The following is a 16,742-nucleotide window of genomic DNA, read 5'->3' on the forward strand; positions in this document are numbered from 1 at the left end:
GACGAACCCTGCGGAGGATCCTGTGCCAACTTATTCGTACGCGTGCACCCAGTGTGACAACCGCTTCGACATCGTTCAGTCCTTCACCGATGAGGCGCTGAGCGTCTGCCCGGAGTGCTCTGGCAAGCTGCGCAAGCTGTTCAATTCGGTCGGCATTGTGTTCAAGGGCAGCGGTTTCTACCGCACCGACAGCCGCGGCGGCGCCTCGACGGCGAGCGAGCCCGCGAAGTCGGACGGTTCGAGCAGCTCGACAAGTTCGGATTCGAGCTCCTCCAGCAGCACGTCCACGCCCACGAGCACTGCCGTCGCCAGCTGAGTTATCCCCAGCCTCTCGCTGTCCACAGCTAGCCGTTTCAGCGGCCTAGCAGGTGTGATTGTGGCCATAGGATCCGGCCATGACTCGATCACTCAGCGATCTCGGTCGCGATAGCGCACTGCGTTTCGCGCTGTGGAATCGACCACCCTGGGCCGATGGCCTGCTGGTCCGGCGATTGCTGGCGGTCGTTCTCACCGCACTCGCCGCCGCCCTCTTCATCCGAGGCGATCCGGGCGCCGAGCGCACCCGGATCGTGGTCGCTGGCCGCGACCTGCCACCCGGCCATCTCATCCAGGCCGACGACCTGCGCTCAGCCGCTCGCGAATCGGGCGCCCTGCCGACGGGTGTCGTCACCGACAGCACCGCTCTTGTCGGTGCGACGCTGACGGCGGCCATGCGCACCGGCGAGATATTCACCGATCTGCGCATTGTCGGCCCACGCTTGGCCGCTGTGGCCACGGGCGGGCGCGACGCCAGGATTGTGCCCATCCGCCTGGCCGACACCTCTGTCGCGGAGATCCTGCGCGCCGGTGATCGGGTCGATGTCGTCGGCGCCGAGGAACAGACCGGTTCCGCGGCTCGCCCGGCGCGAACCCTCGCCACGGATGCCGCGGTGGTTCTGGTCTCCGGCCCCGGCGATCGACGTGGCGGCCAGGAACGGATCGTGCTGGTCGCGATGGATGCCGAGCGCGCCACCACCGTCGCGGCAGCCTCGCTGCGGACCGCACTCACCGTTGTCTTCCATTGAGAATGTTCGCCAAGCATTTGCCACAACAGTCAACTAGCATCGTCGGACCGGCTGCATAAACCGCCGAGCGCGACTGGAAAGCTCCCATCCGAAGAGGAGATATCGGCAATGCTCAAGGGTTTCAAGGACTTCTTATTACGCGGAAATGTCATAGACCTGGCCGTAGCCGTGGTGATCGGTACCGCGTTCGTCGCGATCGTCACCGCGTTCACCAATGGCATCATCAATCCGATATTGGCCGTATTCGGTGGCAACGGCGAGCTCGGCCTCGGTTTCCGGTTGGTAGCCGACAAGCCGGCGACCTTTGTGCAAGTCGGTCCGATCATCACCGCAGCTCTCAATTTCCTGATCATCGCGACGGTGCTGTACTTCGTGCTCGTGTTGCCCGCCATACACGCCAAGAAGCGCTGGGGTTCCAGCGAGACGGAACTCACCGATTCCGACGTGCTGCGCCAGATCCGCGACCTGCTCGCGGAGAGCCGGGACAGCGCAGGCGGCAAGCACGAGTTCTGAACCGAATCCTTGCCGGGACTCGGTCCTGGCATAAGTCTCCAACCAGCCGATTACAGCTCGCACGCACTGTCCGTGATGAGGATGAGCGCGCCGAGGAGCACCAAATCTGTCACTACAGTCGGATGTTCCATCCGAGGAGTATCCGCCCGGATGACGCACTCTCACGAAGCTCGGGCCAGAAGTACCTGAAGGAGGTTCTGGTATTGAGCGCGCTGGCCAGAGCACTGAAGAGTCCGGCGAGGCTGGGTGCCCATTCGTTTCCATCGATGGCACCCGAGCCCATTCCCATCTCGTAGACACGACCGCATGTCGGGCCGGGCCGGTGGTCGCCTGTGGTCAGAACCAGACATGGCGTGCCCCTGAAGCGCGGCACCGACATCCACCCCATACCAATTTCCCCGACAGCCACGCAGTAGGACCGCAAGATAGGCCGACCGCCCACTGGTCGGCTGGCGGCGGCGAGTGTCGATCGACGGGGAACAGCTCGAAACCGGCGCATCGGCGGCCACCCGACGGGCGAAAATTCAGCGCCACTTATCGCTGAGAGTCACACCGGTGGTTTCGTCGGTGAGCTCAGGAGTCGGTTCTGAAGCGAGCGAATTGGGCACGCGTCGAACTGTTTTCGGTTTGGCGTAGGCCGGCCTGATACGCGGGCGCCCAGTTTGCGCGATCGTAGAGATTCGTGCCGAAGACCTCGAGCGCGGTGGTGTCCGGGCCGATGCGAACGACTGTGTCGGCAAGCGGCTCCGGTGACGGATCATCGGAGAACAAGTGCGCCAGCGGCTCGATGACCACGAGAGTTTCTGCGCCTGAGGCAAGGTCGGCGTTGGTGGCCGATCGTAGACCGCCGTCGATGTAGTAGCGCCCATCCACTGGTATGGGTGGTTGGGCGCCAGGGAATGCGGTGCTGGCAGCGACTGCGGTCGGCAGTGGTACGCCGCTGTGTCTGTCCCAGACTGTCGGTTCGCCGGTTTCGGCGTCTACCACGGTGATTCGCAAATCTCGGTCGGGCCATTCGGATACACCGATCAGGCGACGCATCCGTTCGATCTGTTCGGTCGGGTCACCCGTGCCGATTGTGAGGGCGAGTTCGCCGACACGGCGCCGTGCGGTCGCGGGTTGCTGACCTGGCTCGCGGAGTATGGCGAATACCTCGCCCAGCCGGGGGTGTGCAGTATCTATCGGCGCGCTCCGCTGCTGTGTTCGAGCGGGCAGAGTCGCCAGTCGTTGCATCGGTTCGCCGGTGGCCAGGATGGCACCGGCGATCGCACCAGCCGAGGTGCCAACGATCAGATCGGCGGAGGCCAGGTCGACACCGTGTCGGCGCAGACCTGCGAGGAGGCCTGCCATCCATGCTGTGCCGACTACTCCACCGGCGCCGAGCACCACGGCTGTGCGCGGAGTACCCGCCTGTTCTGTGTGTGCCACGACCACATCCTCGTCAGGGAAATCACCACGATACAGCGCTGTACCGACGAGCCCGCCTTACGTCGCGTGCGTGCGGTGATCTTGTCGTGCGGAGGCAACAGCGCAGGCTGCAGGCACGAATCCTGAACCGAATTCGCCTCCGCGGGAACGCAAACGGGCCCGTCGCGGTGGCGACGGGCCCGTTCGTGTGTGCGGAGTTGGCGACTCCTATGTTCAGCCGAGGCTGAACGGCTTGCCCCACAACGTCAACCAGGTGACGACACTGTCGGTCTCGACCTCGACGCTGATGAACGACCGCGCCTGCGCGTAACCGGCACAGCCGTTCAGGCCGATGGTCTCGTCGGCCCAGGTGACCGAGCCGCTGCCACCCTTGAAGCGATTGCGCTTCTTGTGCGACTCGTTGCCGAAGTCGTCGGCCACTTCCTGGTCCAGGACGTAGAACGACTGCGACTGGCCGGGGCCGAGGGTCAGGTTGCCGCCACTGTTGGCACCGACGCCGCCCTTGACGGTGTCGCCGCTCCAGTCGGCCGTGCCTTCGACACCACCGCTGACGCCGCCGCCCGCGATGTTCACCTGACAGCCGACGGTGTAGCCCGGGAAGATCTTGCCGCCGGCATCATCGGACACCTCGACCTGGGCGCTACCGGAGACCCACGCATTACGATGCAGCGGCGTAGATCCCATGGACGGGTTGATGTTGGCAGACTCGCCGACCAGGCGGATCGTCACGACGGTGCCGTCGGACAGCGTCTTGGAGATCTCACCTCCCGGCAACGGAACGAAGGTATCGGCGTGCGCCGCTCCGGTGGACAACAGACCGAGGGCGATGGTTGTCGCGGCACCGACACCCGCCACCTTGGCCATGTTTTTACGGTTGATCATTGGTTTCCCTCGAGGTTTGAGTTCGCTTCAGCGAGAAGAGTTTTCGTTGGATTCGACAGACGTCAGCCGATGCTGAACGGCGCACCATAGAGGGTGGTCTTCGAGTAGTGGTCACCGATGATCTCCACGACTGTGTAGGAACGCGCTTGCGCATAACCCGCACAGCCCTGGATCTCGATTTCGGCATCCTGATACTCGACTGAATAGACGCCTGGTTTGAGAACGTCCTTCGAATCGATCGAAACGAACTTGACATCACCGGGGCCGAGATTGAGGCCGATCGAACCGCCCAGGCTGCCACCGTCGAGGCTGATGCCGCCCGAGAGACCCGCGGAAATCGCGTTGTCGGCGATGCTGACCTGGCAGCCGACGATGTATCCGGTGGTGAGTGCCGAAACACCATGTGTCGAGGAGTTATTGGTGCCCGGAGCGTTGGTTGCGCCATTGGTGGGGCCAACCTCCCCCTCCGGGGTCACCGAGATATCGGCGATGGCGTTGCCCGATACCCAGACGACGCGACCAGCGCCGTTGGCGGCCAACGATGGTGAAATGAGCGCGCGCTCGGCAGTGTGCCTGATAGTCACGCCTGGACCGAACTTCTGGCCGTCCGGCAACGGCACAAAAGTATCGGCGTTGGCAGCGCCGCTCGACAAGAGTCCCATAGCCACAGTTGCGGTGGCGGCGGCGCCCGCTATACGGACACCGCGTCGCAACAGGGCGGGGTGGTTGTTACTCATACTTCCCCTCATCAGGTTCTAGCGGTCGGTCTCGGGGTTTGCCGAGGCCGAAAAACTCCCTTTCAGGTCAGCCGAGCGTGGCGGATTGGACTGTCCACCATGGGAACTGCCGACCATCTCGTTGATGAACGATCTTGGGGTTCCAATGTTATTTGTTTCCGTCACTTCTCTCAGGAAATTCGCCCAAGTGACGCCGCACCGGTCCGTTGCCCGATACGATCGGCGATCATGTTGGGCACCAAAGGGTCTGCACACGAAACGGGCCCGTTGCGAATGCAACGGGCCCGTTTCGTGTGTGACGGGTCAACGACCCGCGAAGACTCAGCCGAGGCTGAAAGGCTGGCCCCACAACGTCACCCAGGTGATGACATTGTCGGTCTCGACCTCGACGCTGACGAACGCGCGCGCCTGGGCGTAGCCACCACAGCCGGTCAGGCCGATGGTCGAGTCGGCCCAGGTGACCGAGCCGCTGCCGCCCTTGAACTTGTTGCGCTTCTTGTGCACCTCGCTGCCGAAGTCGTCGGCCTGTTCCAGGTCGAGAATGTAGAACGACTTCGACTGACCGGGGCCGAGGGTCAGGTTGCCGCCACTGTTGGCGCCGACGCCGCCCTTGACGGTGTCGCCGCTCCAGTCGGCCGTGCCTTCGACACCACCGCTGACGCCACCGCCCGCGATGTTCACCTGGCAGCCGACGGTGTAGCCCGGGAAGATAGACCCGCTGCCATCGCCGGACACCTCGACCTGAGCACTACCGGAGACCCACGCGTTGCGGTGCACCGGGGTGGAGCCCATAGACGGGTTGATGTTGGCGGATTCGCCGACCAGCTTGATGGTGACGACGGTGCCATCGGACAGCGTCTTGGAGATTTCGCCACCCGGCAGCGGCACGAAGGTATCGGCATTCGCCGCGCCGGTGGAGAACAGGCCCATGGCGATGGTGGCAGCAGCACCGACACCGGCCACCCGCGCCACGTTCTTACGGTTGATCATGTTTTTCCCTCAGGGGTTGAGTTCGCTTCCGCGAGAAGAATGTTCGTGTGATTCGACCGATGTCAGCCGATGCTGAACGGCTGCCCGTAGAGGGTGGTCTTCGAGTAGTGGTCGCCGACGATCTCGACGACGGTGTAGGAACGCGCCTGGGCGTAGCCCGCGCAGCCCTGGATCTCGATTTCCGCATCCTGGTACTCGACCGAGTAGACGCCCGGCTTCAGGATGTCCTTCGAGTCGATCGAAACGAACTTGACTTCACCGGGGCCCAGGTTGAGGCCGATCGAACCGCCGAGGCTGCCACCGTCGAGGCTGACGCCGCCGGAGACACCGGCGGAGATCGCGTCGCTGGCGATGCTGACCTGGCAACCGACGATGTAGCCGGTGGTGAGCGCGGAGACGCCGTGGGTCGAGGAGTTGTTGGTGCCCGGGGCGTTGGTAGCGCCGTTGTAGGGGCCGACGGTTCCTTCCGGAGTGACAGTCACGTCGGCAATGGCGTTGCCGGAAACCCAGACAACACGGCCGGCGCCATTGGCGCTCAGCGACGGCGAAATCAGGGCGCGCTCGCCCGTGCGGTTGATGGTGACGCCTGTACCGATCTTCTGGCCGTCCGGCAACGGCACGAAGGTATCGGCGTTGGCGGCGCCGGTGGAAAACAGGCCCATGGCCACGGCCGCGGCAGCGCCGACGCCCGCGACGCGGACACCGCGGCGCAGACCGATGGTGCGGTTCTCGCTCATACTTCCCCTCATCAGGTTCGAACAGTCAGCCTCGACCATCGAGGCTGGACGGTGGTCCTCTCAGGCCCAGCTCAGTTTGTGCTCCATTTGTTGCCGACTTGTAACCGGCTGTTATTTCGGCGCAACGCTCCAGCCGGCCTGGAACCGAGCCCAGGTTCCGCCAGTTCAGCGCGTACGCGCCGAACCAGGCCCGCAAGGTCCAGCATGTGGGTGGCTCCCGGCGAACACTAAACGTTCGGTAACGGCGAAGCAACGTAGGGAATCGTTAAGATCAATGTGATGTAGATCACTACAGCTGACATGCACATGTAGCTTGACGTGCATAAATAGCTGGAAAGTGTCTCGTTTTGAGCACAAATAGGGGCTATAGGCGCAGAGAGGCCGCCCGTCAAATACGGGCCAAGGCCGTAAGTAATCGCCAAAATACATTCAGCCGGAAGTAATCACAGGTGAATAACGCCGATAACCGACCGTTATACGTAGCTGGGCAGTAGATGAGCCTCAGCCGTGGTGCGGCGGCACCTGTTCGCGGAGCCAGTCATCGGAGGGCGAACCCACCTCGGAATCCTGGTCGCGTTCGTCGCGCGTGGTGTCCGGCAGCGCGTCACCGAAGATTTTGTTCAGACGCGCGGAGTCCCTCGCCCGGCGCACGGCCGGGCGAGGGTCCTCGGAAGAATCCGGCGCCGGAATTATTCGGCCAATCCGGACAGCTCACCGATCACTCGGCTGGCAAGCGGACCGAGGGTGGCCATGCCGTCGCGGATCGCCGACCGCGTACCGGGCAGGTTCACCACCAGGGTGCTGCCCGAGACGCCGGCGAGACCACGCGACAGACCCGCGTCGAGCGAGCCCGCCACCCGGCCGGAGGAGCGCAGCGCCTCGCTGATGCCGGGCAGTTCCCGGTCCAGCACCTGTGAGGTGGCCTCCGGCGTGACATCGCGCGGGGACATTCCGGTGCCACCGACCGAGATGACCAGGTCGACGCCGCCGATCACCGCAGTGTTCAGCGCATTGCGGATCTCCACCTCATCGGCCTGAACCGTCACCGAAGCGTCGACGAGGAAACCCGCCTCGGTCAGCAGCTCGGTAACCAGTGGACCGAGCGAATCCACACCTCCATGCGCCGTTCGATCGTCGACGACCACCACAAGTGCGCGCCCAGCCACCGGAGTATCGATTTCCATGGTGCTCACCGTAGCGTCCGCATCCAGAAGCCGGGCGCCCACGCCCACAAGCTCTGCGTCCATCGCGAGCAGCTCGGCGTCGACGGCGAGTCGGGGCGTCCAGCCGCCGGGCAGCACCCGCGTCACCGGCCACCGCTCGCGGGCGCGCCGGAGAGGGTTACCTCGACGGTCTTGGCGTTGTTTCCCTGTTCGTCGGTGTAGGTCACCTTCACCTTGTCTCCTGGCTGATGTGAGCGGACCGCGGCGATGAGCGCGTTGCCCGAATCGATGGGCCGGTCGTCGAGCTTGGTCACGACCGCGCCCGGGGGAATGCCCGCCTTGGCGGCCGGGCCGTCCGGAGTTGCCTCCAGTACGCGTGCCGCGGTGTCCTGCGGCCGCAGCTTGATGCCGAGCTGCGCATAGGTCGCGTGGCCGGTCTTGACGAGTTCGTCGGCGACCCGGCGGGCCTGATCGACCGGAATCGCGAAGCCGAGGCCGATCGAACCGCTCTGCTGGCCGGGCTGCTCGCCCGCGCCGAGGCTCGCGATCGCGGTATTGATGCCGATCAGCTTTCCGCTGGTGTCGACGAGCGCACCGCCGGAGTTGCCCGGGTTGATCGCCGCGTCGGTCTGAATCGCGTCGATCACGGGATTGACCGAGGGATCGGGGGTGCCCTCGCCGTTGGTCGACACCGGCCGGTTCAACGCGGAGACGATGCCCGTGGTGACCGTGCCCGCCAGGCCGAGCGGCGACCCGATGGCGATGACCGGCTGACCGACCTGAAGGTTCGAGGAGGCCCCGAGCTCGATCGGGGTGAGACCGCTCTTGCCGTTGACCTTGATGACCGCCAGATCCGACACCGGATCCGCACCGACCAGGGATGCGGGCGCGGTGCTTCCGTCGGAGAAGACCACTTCCATCTTGGCGTTGGCGCCGCCACCGGCAGCCACGTGATTGTTGGTGAGGATCAGGCCGTCGGAGGACAGCACCACGCCGGAGCCCTCCCCCTCGGCCCTGTTGCTCGCCACCTTGATCATCACCACGCTCGGCAGCACCTTCTGCGCCACCGCCTGGGTGGAGCCCGCCGGGGTGTTGACCACGTTGTTGACATTGGGCTTCGGGGCATCGAGGGCGTTGGTCACGGCGGTGTGCCCGGTGTCCGACCGAGTGACGAGCGCGCCGACCGCACCGCCGACGCCACCGCTGAGCAGAGCGAGCGCCACCGCACCTGCGACGAGCCCGGTCCGGATCGGCGGCCGCGCCGGTCCCGGATTCGGTTGCGCCCCGAAGGCCGCGCCGGGCATCCCGCCGGGCGGGATCGGCGGATCGAACGAGGACGCGTTGTACTCCTGACCGGATTCATACCCGGGGAAAAACTGGGTCTGATGCGCTGCGGTCTGATGGGGAGCCGTCTGATTCGGCGCGGCCGGATAGTACTGCGGCTGCGGGCTGGACCAGGGCGGCCGCGCATACGTCGAACCCGGCTGTCCCGAGGCCGGGATCTGCTCAGTCGAATGAGAGCCGGTGGCGGCGCTGGCAGCTGCCCGCTCCCCCTGCCGGTCCTTGGCATCCTCGCTCATGGTTTCTCGTTTCTCCTCACGTCTGCCGACCAGCTTGGCGGCGACGGCTTAGAGCGGACTGAGACCCCGCTATCAGTTGGCCGAGATCTTCCGATCCATCGGCTACTGATCGCGTTCTTCGGTGGCGGCGCCCGCACCGGGCGCACCACCTTCACCAGGTAACACGATACGGATCAGCGCGCCACCGCGCGGCGAGGTATCGATGGTGATCGTGCCACCGTGCTTGGTGACCACCTGCTTGACAATGGCGAGACCGAGGCCCGAGCCCGGCATCGAGCGCGAGACCGTTGTTCGATAGAACCGCTCGAAGACCAGTTCGCGCTCATCGGCCGGAATGCCGGGACCTGCGTCGTCGACGGCTAGCTCGAGCAGCCCACGTCCGGCCTCGCGCATGGTGACATTCACCTGAGCCCCGGCCGGACTCCATTTGGCGGCATTGTCGAGGACGTTGAGGATCGCCCGCTCCAGCCCCGCCTCGTGGCCGTACACGAACCACGGTTTCAGCTCGGCGACGAACTCGATCGAGCCACGCCGCCGTCTGGCCCGTTCCAGCGCGCGCTCGGCCACTTCGCCGAGATCGATGCGGTCGTAGACGGTTTCGGGTGCGTCCTCCCGCGCGAGATCGACCAGGTCGCCGACCAAGGTGGACAGCTCCTCGATCTGCCCCATCACATCCGTACGCAGCCCGGCCATGTCCTCCTCAGGAAGCGCGGGTGCGCCAGGACGGCTGGAGGCGATCAGCAGTTCCATATTGGTGCGCAGCGAGGTGAGCGGGGTGCGCAATTCGTGCCCGGCATCGGCGACGAGCCTGCGCTGCCGGTCGCGCGACTCGGCGAGGGCCCGCAGCATGGTGTTGAAACTCTCGGTCAGCCGGGCGAGTTCGTCGTCACCGGTGACAGGAATCGGCGTCAGGTCGTCGGTGCGGGCCACGCGTTCGGTCGCCGCGGTCAACCGTGCGATCGGGCGCAGGCCGGTACGGCCGACCGCGGTGCCCGCCGCCGCCGCGAGCACGACGCCACAACCGCCGACCACGAACAGCAGCCACGCCAGCCGGTCGAGCACCTCGCGGGTCGGCTGCAGCCGCTGCGAAATGATCAGCGTCGCACCGGAATGCGTCGGCATGGCGAGCACTCGCTGATTGCTCACGGTGCGCAGCGACGAGGCGAGTACGCCGTCCGCGACGGCGAACTCCTGACTGCCGACCGGCGGAATCGTCTGCTGTGGTGGCATGTAGGGCTTGTGGTCGGGGAAGACCAGCGCGACGCCGACATCGTTGGAATACAGCCCAGCCAGCACGATCGACTGGAAACCGAGGCTCTCGAAATTGTTGTTGATCATCGTGGCGGCGCGGGCTTTCAGCTGCGCGTCGACATCGGCGTACAGCGCGCGCGCCACCATCGCGTAGGCCGCGATCGAGGTCACCGCGACCGCGATGGCCACCACCGAGGCCGCCAGCAGCGTCACTCGCCAGCGCAGCGAGACCGATCTGGTCAACGGCATGGGCGGGCGCATCTCCGCCGAGTCCAGCGGACCGAGCGCGGCGACGGCGGGTCGCTTGGGAATTGAGCGGGCCATGATCCGGCGGCCTACGGAGGTGTTTCGCGCAGGACGTAGCCGACGCCGCGCACTGTGTGGATCAGCCGCGATTCGCCCTCGGCCTCGGTCTTGCGGCGCAGGTATCCGATGTACACCTCCAACGCGTTGCCCGAGGTCGGGAAGTCGTAGCCCCAGACCTCCTCGAGGATGCGACTGCGAGTCAGCACCCGGCGCGGATTAGCCATCAGCATTTCCAGCAGTGAGAATTCGGTGCGGGTCAGGCTGATCGCGCGTTCGCCGCGCGATACTTCGCGCGTCACCGGATCCAGCGACAGGTCAGCGAACGTCATCGTCTCCGACATCTCGCCGGCATCGGTGGTCCGCCGACGCAACAGCGCCCGCAGCCGGGCAAGCAATTCCTCCAGCGCGAATGGCTTCGGCAAATAATCGTCGGCACCGGCATCGAGTCCAGCAACCCGCTCCGATACCGAATCCCGCGCCGTCAAAACCAGAATCGGCAGATCATCTCCAGTACTGCGCAAGCGTCGGCAAACTTCGAGCCCATCCATCCGCGGCATCATCACATCGAGCACAAGTGCATCGGGTCGCTGCGCGGTTGCTTTCTCCAACGCATCGACACCGTCTACCGCGAGGTCGACGGAGTAGCCGTTGAAGGTCAGCGACCGGCGCAGCGATTCACGGACGGCGCGATCGTCGTCGACTACCAGAATGCGCATGCCACCAGTTTGACCGCACCGACTGAGAGTCGACTGAGAGGGCAGCTTCCGACACGCCGCGTCAGGCTCGTAGCCGGCCCATGAGCAACACTGGTCGATAGACCAGCACCTTTCGTGACCTTCTACAGAACTTCCCGCGTCTGGGAACCAATTGAGTCTTGAATCATGTTCTGTATAGCCATATTCCGTGGAATATCAGACTGAGAGCCCCAGATTGCCGTGGCTCACTCTGCGCGGTATGTTCCCTGCGGTAAAAAGAAGACCTCTAGTTGGTTCTCAGCGGGTTGAATCAAAACCGAACAGCCACGCGCCATCCGGGGGCCACTCGTGAAGCGGAGGCAACGGAAGCGGATGGAAGCTGCACCGCGGTCCTGGCAATTCAGCTTGTCCAACTGGTCTGTCACTCGCAAGGTCGGCATCGTTCTGGTGCTTCCGGTGCTGCTGGCCACCGTGTTCGCCGTACTCCGTATCAACAACGAGCTGCGCACCATGTCGCAGTTGGACGCGGCGACCGAGCAAGTCATCATCATCCGCCCGATCGGCAAGTTCGGCACGGCCACCGAACAACTCGCGATCGCAGCGACCTCCTCGTGGGGCAATATCGCCGATCCCGCGACCGACGCGGCGCTGACGAAATTCGACCAGGCGCTCGCCGACCTCGAGGCCGCGATGCGAACCTCCAAAGTCAGCAACCGGGTCAGCGCCGAACTCGCCTCCGCCGTCGCCACCGGCACCACCATGCGCAACAGCCTGCGCAACGGATCACCCGCGATGGTCGGCGAGCAGGCCGACGAAATCGCGGTGCGCATCGGCAACGCCTTCGCGATGTCGCCCTCGGTCGAAGACCTCATCATCCAGCGGTACTTCCTGCAGATCGGCGCGATCCAGACCTCGCGGCGCGTACTCACCCAGCAGCGCATGCTGGTCGGCTCACCCGAGGCAGGCCACAATCCGGCCGTGCGCCCCCGAGTACTCACCTCCGCGGGCGCCGAGATGACCATGATCAACACCTATGGCGTCATCCTTCCCGACAACTCCACCAACATGCGCCAGATGCTGGACGCGGTCTCCATCCGGCTCGCGGCCTTCAGCCAGAACGCGGGCGATCCGACCTCCAATCCCACAGTGCTCGACTCACTGCAAACCAGCGCCGACCTCTATGAGAAGACCACCGCCCAGCTGACCGACACCATCGACAAGGCGCTCGCCAACCGGACCACCGAGGCCCAAACCGGCGCGCTACGGGAAACCACGATCGTGATCGGCATGCTGCTCGCCGGTCTCGCGCTCGCGCTCGCCGTCGCGCGCACCCTGGTCGTCCCGGTCCGCAGGCTACGGCGCGACGCACTCGAGGTCGCGCACGTCAAGCTGCCGGAGGAACTCGCGGTAGTGCGCAGTGGCGGCGCGACACCGGAGATCACGCCGGTCGCCGTGCACACCACCGACGAGGTCGGGCAGCTGGCCCGCGCGGTCGACGAAATCCACGAGCAAGCGCTGAATCTGGCAGCCGAGCAGGCCCGACTGCGACTGCAGATCGGGAACATGTTCGAAACTCTTTCCCGGCGCAGCCAGTCGCTCGTCGAGCAGCAGCTGGCACTGATCGAGGATCTGGAACACGACGAGGACGACGGCGAACGGCTACAGAGCCTGTTCCGCCTCGATCACCTCGCGACCCGCATGCGCCGCAACGGCGACAACCTGCTCGTGCTCGCGGGCACGGCACTGCGGCGCGGTCAGCTGCACCCGGTGCCGCTGTCGGACATGCTGTGGAGCGCGGTTTCTCAGGTCGAGGACTACCAGCGGGTCGAGATCGGCGCGGTGCCCGACGGCATTGTCGCGGGCGAGCCCGCGGTCGACATCGAGCACTTGCTCGCCGAGCTGATCGACAACGCGCTGCGCTATTCGCCGCCGACGACTCCGGTCGCGGTGATGGTCGCGCGCGCAGTGGACGGCGGCTACCTGATCGAGATCACCGACCGCGGCCTCGGCATGGGCCTCGACGATCTGCAGACGACCAACGACCGGCTCGCTTCCGGTGGTGAGGTCACCGTCGAAACCGCCCGCCGAATGGGTCTTTTCGTGGTCGGCAGGCTCGCGAAGCGGCACACCATCACCGTCAGCCTGCGCCGGACCTCGACGATGGCGCAGCAGCCCGGCATCACCGCGAGTGTGCATCTACCCGGTGCGCTCGTGGCGCCGCCGATGGATCCGGAGCCGACGCAGCAACTACTCGAAGCGCCCGCGCTGCCCGCCACACCGAGCCAGCCACCGCGCACGCTGGTGCCGGTGCCGAGTCTGCCGCAGCGCGAACCACCGCGTTTCACCAGTTCCGGGCTACCGCAACGTCGTCCAGCCATCCGGGTGGCCGACACGGCCGAGCAGCCCGCAATCGGGGCACCGACGGTCGACGACTCCGAACCGCTGCCCGATATGTTCGCCGAACATCCGATCGAGACCCCGAGCCTCGAGCTGCCGAGGGTCGCGGCGTTCGGCCCGCCGGCCTCCGCATCGAACAAGTCGGCGGCACAGTCCTCCGTCGATGTGGACACCCAGGCCTGGCCCATCTTCGACACCGGCTCCTTCGAGGCCATCGAAGATTCGACACCTGTCGCCGACATCGAACCGCAGGTGCCGCTCGGCACCGCGGGCGATACCTGGACCGAAGCCGACGCGGCGGTAACGACCGGTCCCAACCCGGTCGTCGACCGGGAGCCCGCACCGGTGTCGGCAGGCGCACGACCGGCCTCGCCCGCCAAAAAGCCCGCAGGCGCACCGGAACCCGCAACGGTCACCTCATCGCGGCTGCAGCCGGTGGCAGGCGAATCGCCGACGCCGATCTACCAGCGAATGGTCTCGGAATGGCTGGTCGAGCCCGCGACCTCACAGCAGTCGGAGGCGACCTGGTCCTCACCGGCAGTGGACGCGGGCTGGCTGGCCGCCGAGGACGCCGCCCGGCCGACCACCACCTCCCGCACCGTCGGCGGTCTGCCGATCCGGCGCCCAGGAGCGCAGTTGGTGCCCGGTGGTCTTGCGCCTGCCGAAGACGCAGCAGCTCGTGATCCGGAGGAAATCCGGAGCAACCTCACCAGGCATCTCAGTGGGGTCCGCAGTGGGCGGGCCGATGCCCAGTACAACGACGGAGGGCTTGGATGACCAACGCGAACAGCACCACCGATGAAAACCTGAACTGGCTGGTCACCCGCTTCACCAGGGACGTCCCCGGGGTATCGCACGCAGTGCTGGTCTCGGCGGACGGCCTACTGCAGGCAACCAGCCCGCATCTACCCAGTGACCGGGCCGAACAACTGGCCGCGGTTACCGCGGGCCTGGCCAGTTTGTCGGCCGGTGCCGCACAGCTTTTCGACGGCGGCAAGGTGATGCAGTCGATCGTCGAGATGCAGCGCGGCTACTTGTTGGTGATGAGTGTCGGCAACGGCTCGCACCTGGCCGTGCTCGCCAACAAGGCACACGACATCGGCCGCATCGGCTACGAGATGGCCCTGCTGGTCGATCGAGTGGGCACGGTGGTCACCGCCACCGCCCGCACCGCTGTCTGAGGGTGAGATGTCCAGCCCCAACGGCCCCGGACAACACCGACCGGCCACCCGCGTCAGACCGTATGCGCTGACCTCTGGGCGTACCGAGCCCGCGGTCGACCTGCCGCTTGAGGCTGTCATCGAAACCCTGTCTTACACTGCCCATCTCGACTGGCCATCGGGAGATCTCCGTACGGAGATCCTCAGGCTGGGCACCCACCGTCTCTCGGTTGCCGAGATCGCCGCGCACCTGGATCGTCCACTCGGAATGGTTCGGGTCATGGTCGGCGACCTGGTCGTCGACGGACACCTGCGGATGCATTCGACACTGACCGAAGAGGCGAGTTTTGACGAGCGCCGTTCACTGATGGAGAGGACTTTGCGTGGACTCCGCGCGTTATAACAACCTCGCACCGAACGATGCCGATTCCCGCGTCGCATCGACGAAAATCGTTGTAGCGGGTGGCTTCGGAGCGGGCAAGACAACCTTTGTCGGCGCGGTGTCGGAGATCGTTCCGCTACGCACCGAGGCGATGGTGACCCGCTTCTCCGACGGTATCGACGATCTCGCCGATACCCCGGAGAAGGAAACAACCACGGTCGCCATGGATTTCGGGCGGATCATCCTGCCAGGCAACCTGGTGTTGTACCTGTTCGGAACCCCGGGCCAGCGTCGCTTCTGGTTCATGTGGGACGACCTGATCCGTGGTGCAATCGGCGCGGTGGTGCTGATCGACACCAGACGGCTGGAGGACAGCTTCGCCGCGGTCGATTTCTTCGAGGCGCGCAAACTGCCGTTCCTCATCGCGGTCAACCGGTTCCCCGACGCGCCCCGCTTCCCGATCGCCGAATTGCGCGAAGCGCTTTCGGTGCGCGAGGGCGTGCCGATCGTGGACATCGACGCCCGCAACGCCATGGAGGTGCGCCAAGCACTCGCCGCGGTGACCGAATACGCAATCGCCCAGCTGAAGGCCTCGGAACTGGAAGGAACCGCCTCGCATGCATGAGGTCCGGTTGTTCTCGCTCGGGAACAACGGTGCGGTGGACCAGTTCTCGATGGGGTACTGGATCGCCGCGCTCTCCTTGGGGATCTCGGTCGTCGGCGCGGTGGTCGGGGTGGCCTGCATCCTGCACGGTTCGCGGTCGATTCGTTTCCGGCTGGTGTGGCTCGCCTCGGCGGCCGTTTCGGTCGGCGGCGTCGGGATCTGGCTGGCCACTTCGGTGGTGCTGCTCGGCGTGCACGTGCCGGGCAGCGATGTGCGGTTCGACGCGGGCAGCCTCATCACGTCGATGGTCGTGGCATTCGTCGCGGTGTTCGCCGCACTGGTGATCATCGGGCGCACCCTGCACCTGCCGCGCTTGATCGCAGGCGGCGTCGTCATGGGGCTGGGCACCGGGCTGTCGCTCTACCTCGGCATCGGTTCGATCCAGGTTCAGGGCTCGGTCGAGATTTCACCGGCGCTGGCCGCGGTATCGCTGACCGTCGCCATCATCACCGCGACCGCCACACTGTGGTCCGTACAGGCCTTCCAGTTCCCGATGGCACGAGCGGCGACGACGGTGCTGTTCGGCATCGGTGTGGCCGGGATGTACTACGCCGGTATCGGCGCGATCGAGCTCACCATCGATCCGACGGCGAAGGCGCCGACCGGACTTCCGCTGTTCGACTTCGTCTTCCCTATGTTCGTCATCGGGTCGCTGGCCCTGACCGTGCCGATCACCGCCGTGCTCGTCGCACCCGATCGGCGCGACACCGCGGCGATCGCCGAAACCACGCGGCGGGTCGGGCTCGAAGCGGCTCGCTGAGTCGCCTCGAGCCCGACCGAGTTCGCGTGGGGA

17 protein-coding genes are annotated in these 16,742 nt (G+C 65.6%); 8 read left to right on the top strand and 9 right to left on the bottom strand.

Going from position 1 to position 16,742, the window contains the following annotated elements:
* Positions 1–22: 22 nt before the first annotated feature.
* From OHQ90_RS38885 to mscL, 3 genes are all read left to right on the top strand, one after another.
* Positions 23–316: an FmdB family zinc ribbon protein gene (locus tag OHQ90_RS38885; RefSeq protein WP_328406295.1), complete on the top strand. Its 294-nt coding sequence runs from the start codon at positions 23–25 to the stop codon at positions 314–316.
* A gap of 79 nt (positions 317–395) precedes the next feature.
* Complete coding sequence (locus OHQ90_RS38890) at positions 396–1,064, top strand: SAF domain-containing protein (protein ID WP_328406297.1); 669 nt, start codon at positions 396–398, stop codon at positions 1,062–1,064.
* 108 nt (positions 1,065–1,172) lie between these two features.
* Positions 1,173–1,577: a large conductance mechanosensitive channel protein MscL gene (mscL, locus tag OHQ90_RS38895; protein ID WP_328406299.1), complete on the top strand. Its 405-nt coding sequence runs from the start codon at positions 1,173–1,175 to the stop codon at positions 1,575–1,577.
* A gap of 573 nt (positions 1,578–2,150) precedes the next feature.
* Here mscL and OHQ90_RS38900 read toward each other — a convergent pair.
* From OHQ90_RS38900 to OHQ90_RS38940, 9 genes are all read right to left on the bottom strand, one after another.
* Entirely contained in the window at positions 2,151–3,005 is an 855-nt protein-coding gene (locus OHQ90_RS38900; RefSeq protein WP_328406301.1) for a patatin-like phospholipase family protein, read from the bottom strand.
* A gap of 213 nt (positions 3,006–3,218) precedes the next feature.
* The gene (locus tag OHQ90_RS38905) at positions 3,219–3,887 is read right to left on the bottom strand and encodes an MspA family porin (RefSeq protein ID WP_328406303.1); all 669 of its coding nucleotides are present in this window, start codon (positions 3,885–3,887) and stop codon (positions 3,219–3,221) included.
* A 62-nt stretch (positions 3,888–3,949) separates the two neighbouring features.
* Positions 3,950–4,624 carry an MspA family porin gene (locus OHQ90_RS38910; RefSeq protein WP_328406305.1) on the bottom strand — a complete coding sequence of 225 codons (675 nt, stop codon included), beginning with the start codon at positions 4,622–4,624 and terminating at the stop codon, positions 3,950–3,952.
* 321 nt (positions 4,625–4,945) lie between these two features.
* A complete protein-coding gene (locus OHQ90_RS38915; protein WP_328406307.1) occupies positions 4,946–5,614 on the bottom strand; it encodes an MspA family porin in 669 nt (222 codons plus the stop codon).
* Positions 5,615–5,676: 62 nt separating this feature from the next.
* Positions 5,677–6,351, bottom strand: coding sequence for an MspA family porin (locus OHQ90_RS38920; RefSeq protein ID WP_328406309.1), 675 nt, complete (start codon positions 6,349–6,351; stop codon positions 5,677–5,679).
* Positions 6,352–7,040: 689 nt separating this feature from the next.
* Complete coding sequence (locus OHQ90_RS38925) at positions 7,041–7,535, bottom strand: MogA/MoaB family molybdenum cofactor biosynthesis protein (protein WP_328413430.1); 495 nt, start codon at positions 7,533–7,535, stop codon at positions 7,041–7,043.
* Positions 7,536–7,657: 122 nt separating this feature from the next.
* The gene (locus OHQ90_RS38930) at positions 7,658–9,094 is read right to left on the bottom strand and encodes a S1C family serine protease (RefSeq protein ID WP_328406312.1); all 1,437 of its coding nucleotides are present in this window, start codon (positions 9,092–9,094) and stop codon (positions 7,658–7,660) included.
* Positions 9,095–9,196: 102 nt separating this feature from the next.
* Positions 9,197–10,669 carry a HAMP domain-containing sensor histidine kinase gene (locus tag OHQ90_RS38935; RefSeq protein WP_328406314.1) on the bottom strand — a complete coding sequence of 491 codons (1,473 nt, stop codon included), beginning with the start codon at positions 10,667–10,669 and terminating at the stop codon, positions 9,197–9,199.
* Positions 10,670–10,680: 11 nt separating this feature from the next.
* Positions 10,681–11,367: a response regulator transcription factor gene (locus OHQ90_RS38940; protein WP_328406316.1), complete on the bottom strand. Its 687-nt coding sequence runs from the start codon at positions 11,365–11,367 to the stop codon at positions 10,681–10,683.
* A 351-nt stretch (positions 11,368–11,718) separates the two neighbouring features.
* On the opposite strand from OHQ90_RS38940, the gene OHQ90_RS38945 reads away from it, so the two are divergent.
* From OHQ90_RS38945 to OHQ90_RS38965, 5 genes are read left to right on the top strand one after another with little or no spacing between them, the layout of a single operon-like run.
* Complete coding sequence (locus tag OHQ90_RS38945; RefSeq protein ID WP_328406318.1) at positions 11,719–14,520, top strand: ATP-binding protein; 2,802 nt, start codon at positions 11,719–11,721, stop codon at positions 14,518–14,520.
* The gene (locus OHQ90_RS38950; protein ID WP_328406320.1) at positions 14,517–14,924 is read left to right on the top strand and encodes a roadblock/LC7 domain-containing protein; all 408 of its coding nucleotides are present in this window, start codon (positions 14,517–14,519) and stop codon (positions 14,922–14,924) included. Before OHQ90_RS38945 ends, OHQ90_RS38950 begins: the two co-directional genes overlap by 4 nt.
* 7 nt (positions 14,925–14,931) lie before the next feature.
* Complete coding sequence (locus OHQ90_RS38955) at positions 14,932–15,306, top strand: DUF742 domain-containing protein (RefSeq protein ID WP_328406322.1); 375 nt, start codon at positions 14,932–14,934, stop codon at positions 15,304–15,306.
* On the top strand, positions 15,287–15,910 hold the full coding sequence (locus OHQ90_RS38960) for a GTP-binding protein (protein WP_328406324.1): 624 nt from the start codon (positions 15,287–15,289) through the stop codon (positions 15,908–15,910). Before OHQ90_RS38955 ends, OHQ90_RS38960 begins: the two co-directional genes overlap by 20 nt.
* On the top strand, positions 15,903–16,709 hold the full coding sequence (locus OHQ90_RS38965) for an MHYT domain-containing protein (protein ID WP_328406326.1): 807 nt from the start codon (positions 15,903–15,905) through the stop codon (positions 16,707–16,709). Before OHQ90_RS38960 ends, OHQ90_RS38965 begins: the two co-directional genes overlap by 8 nt.
* Positions 16,710–16,742: the final 33 nt, after the last annotated feature.

Source organism: Nocardia sp. NBC_00403 (assembly GCF_036046055.1).
Classification (GTDB): Bacteria; Actinomycetota; Actinomycetes; order Mycobacteriales; family Mycobacteriaceae; genus Nocardia.

Coding starts and splice junctions, on each gene's coding strand:
- OHQ90_RS38890 (WP_328406297.1), top strand. CDS start 396: ATGACTCGATCACTCAGCGATCTCGGTCGCGATAGCGCACTGCGTTTC.
- mscL (WP_328406299.1), top strand. CDS start 1,173: ATGCTCAAGGGTTTCAAGGACTTCTTATTACGCGGAAATGTCATAGAC.
- OHQ90_RS38905 (WP_328406303.1), bottom strand. CDS start 3,887: ATGATCAACCGTAAAAACATGGCCAAGGTGGCGGGTGTCGGTGCCGCG.
- OHQ90_RS38910 (WP_328406305.1), bottom strand. CDS start 4,624: ATGAGTAACAACCACCCCGCCCTGTTGCGACGCGGTGTCCGTATAGCG.
- OHQ90_RS38915 (WP_328406307.1), bottom strand. CDS start 5,614: ATGATCAACCGTAAGAACGTGGCGCGGGTGGCCGGTGTCGGTGCTGCT.
- OHQ90_RS38920 (WP_328406309.1), bottom strand. CDS start 6,351: ATGAGCGAGAACCGCACCATCGGTCTGCGCCGCGGTGTCCGCGTCGCG.
- OHQ90_RS38925 (WP_328413430.1), bottom strand. CDS start 7,535: ATGGAAATCGATACTCCGGTGGCTGGGCGCGCACTTGTGGTGGTCGTC.
- OHQ90_RS38930 (WP_328406312.1), bottom strand. CDS start 9,094: ATGAGCGAGGATGCCAAGGACCGGCAGGGGGAGCGGGCAGCTGCCAGC.
- OHQ90_RS38935 (WP_328406314.1), bottom strand. CDS start 10,669: ATGGCCCGCTCAATTCCCAAGCGACCCGCCGTCGCCGCGCTCGGTCCG.
- OHQ90_RS38940 (WP_328406316.1), bottom strand. CDS start 11,367: ATGCGCATTCTGGTAGTCGACGACGATCGCGCCGTCCGTGAATCGCTG.
- OHQ90_RS38945 (WP_328406318.1), top strand. CDS start 11,719: ATGGAAGCTGCACCGCGGTCCTGGCAATTCAGCTTGTCCAACTGGTCT.
- OHQ90_RS38950 (WP_328406320.1), top strand. CDS start 14,517: ATGACCAACGCGAACAGCACCACCGATGAAAACCTGAACTGGCTGGTC.
- OHQ90_RS38955 (WP_328406322.1), top strand. CDS start 14,932: ATGTCCAGCCCCAACGGCCCCGGACAACACCGACCGGCCACCCGCGTC.
- OHQ90_RS38965 (WP_328406326.1), top strand. CDS start 15,903: ATGCATGAGGTCCGGTTGTTCTCGCTCGGGAACAACGGTGCGGTGGAC.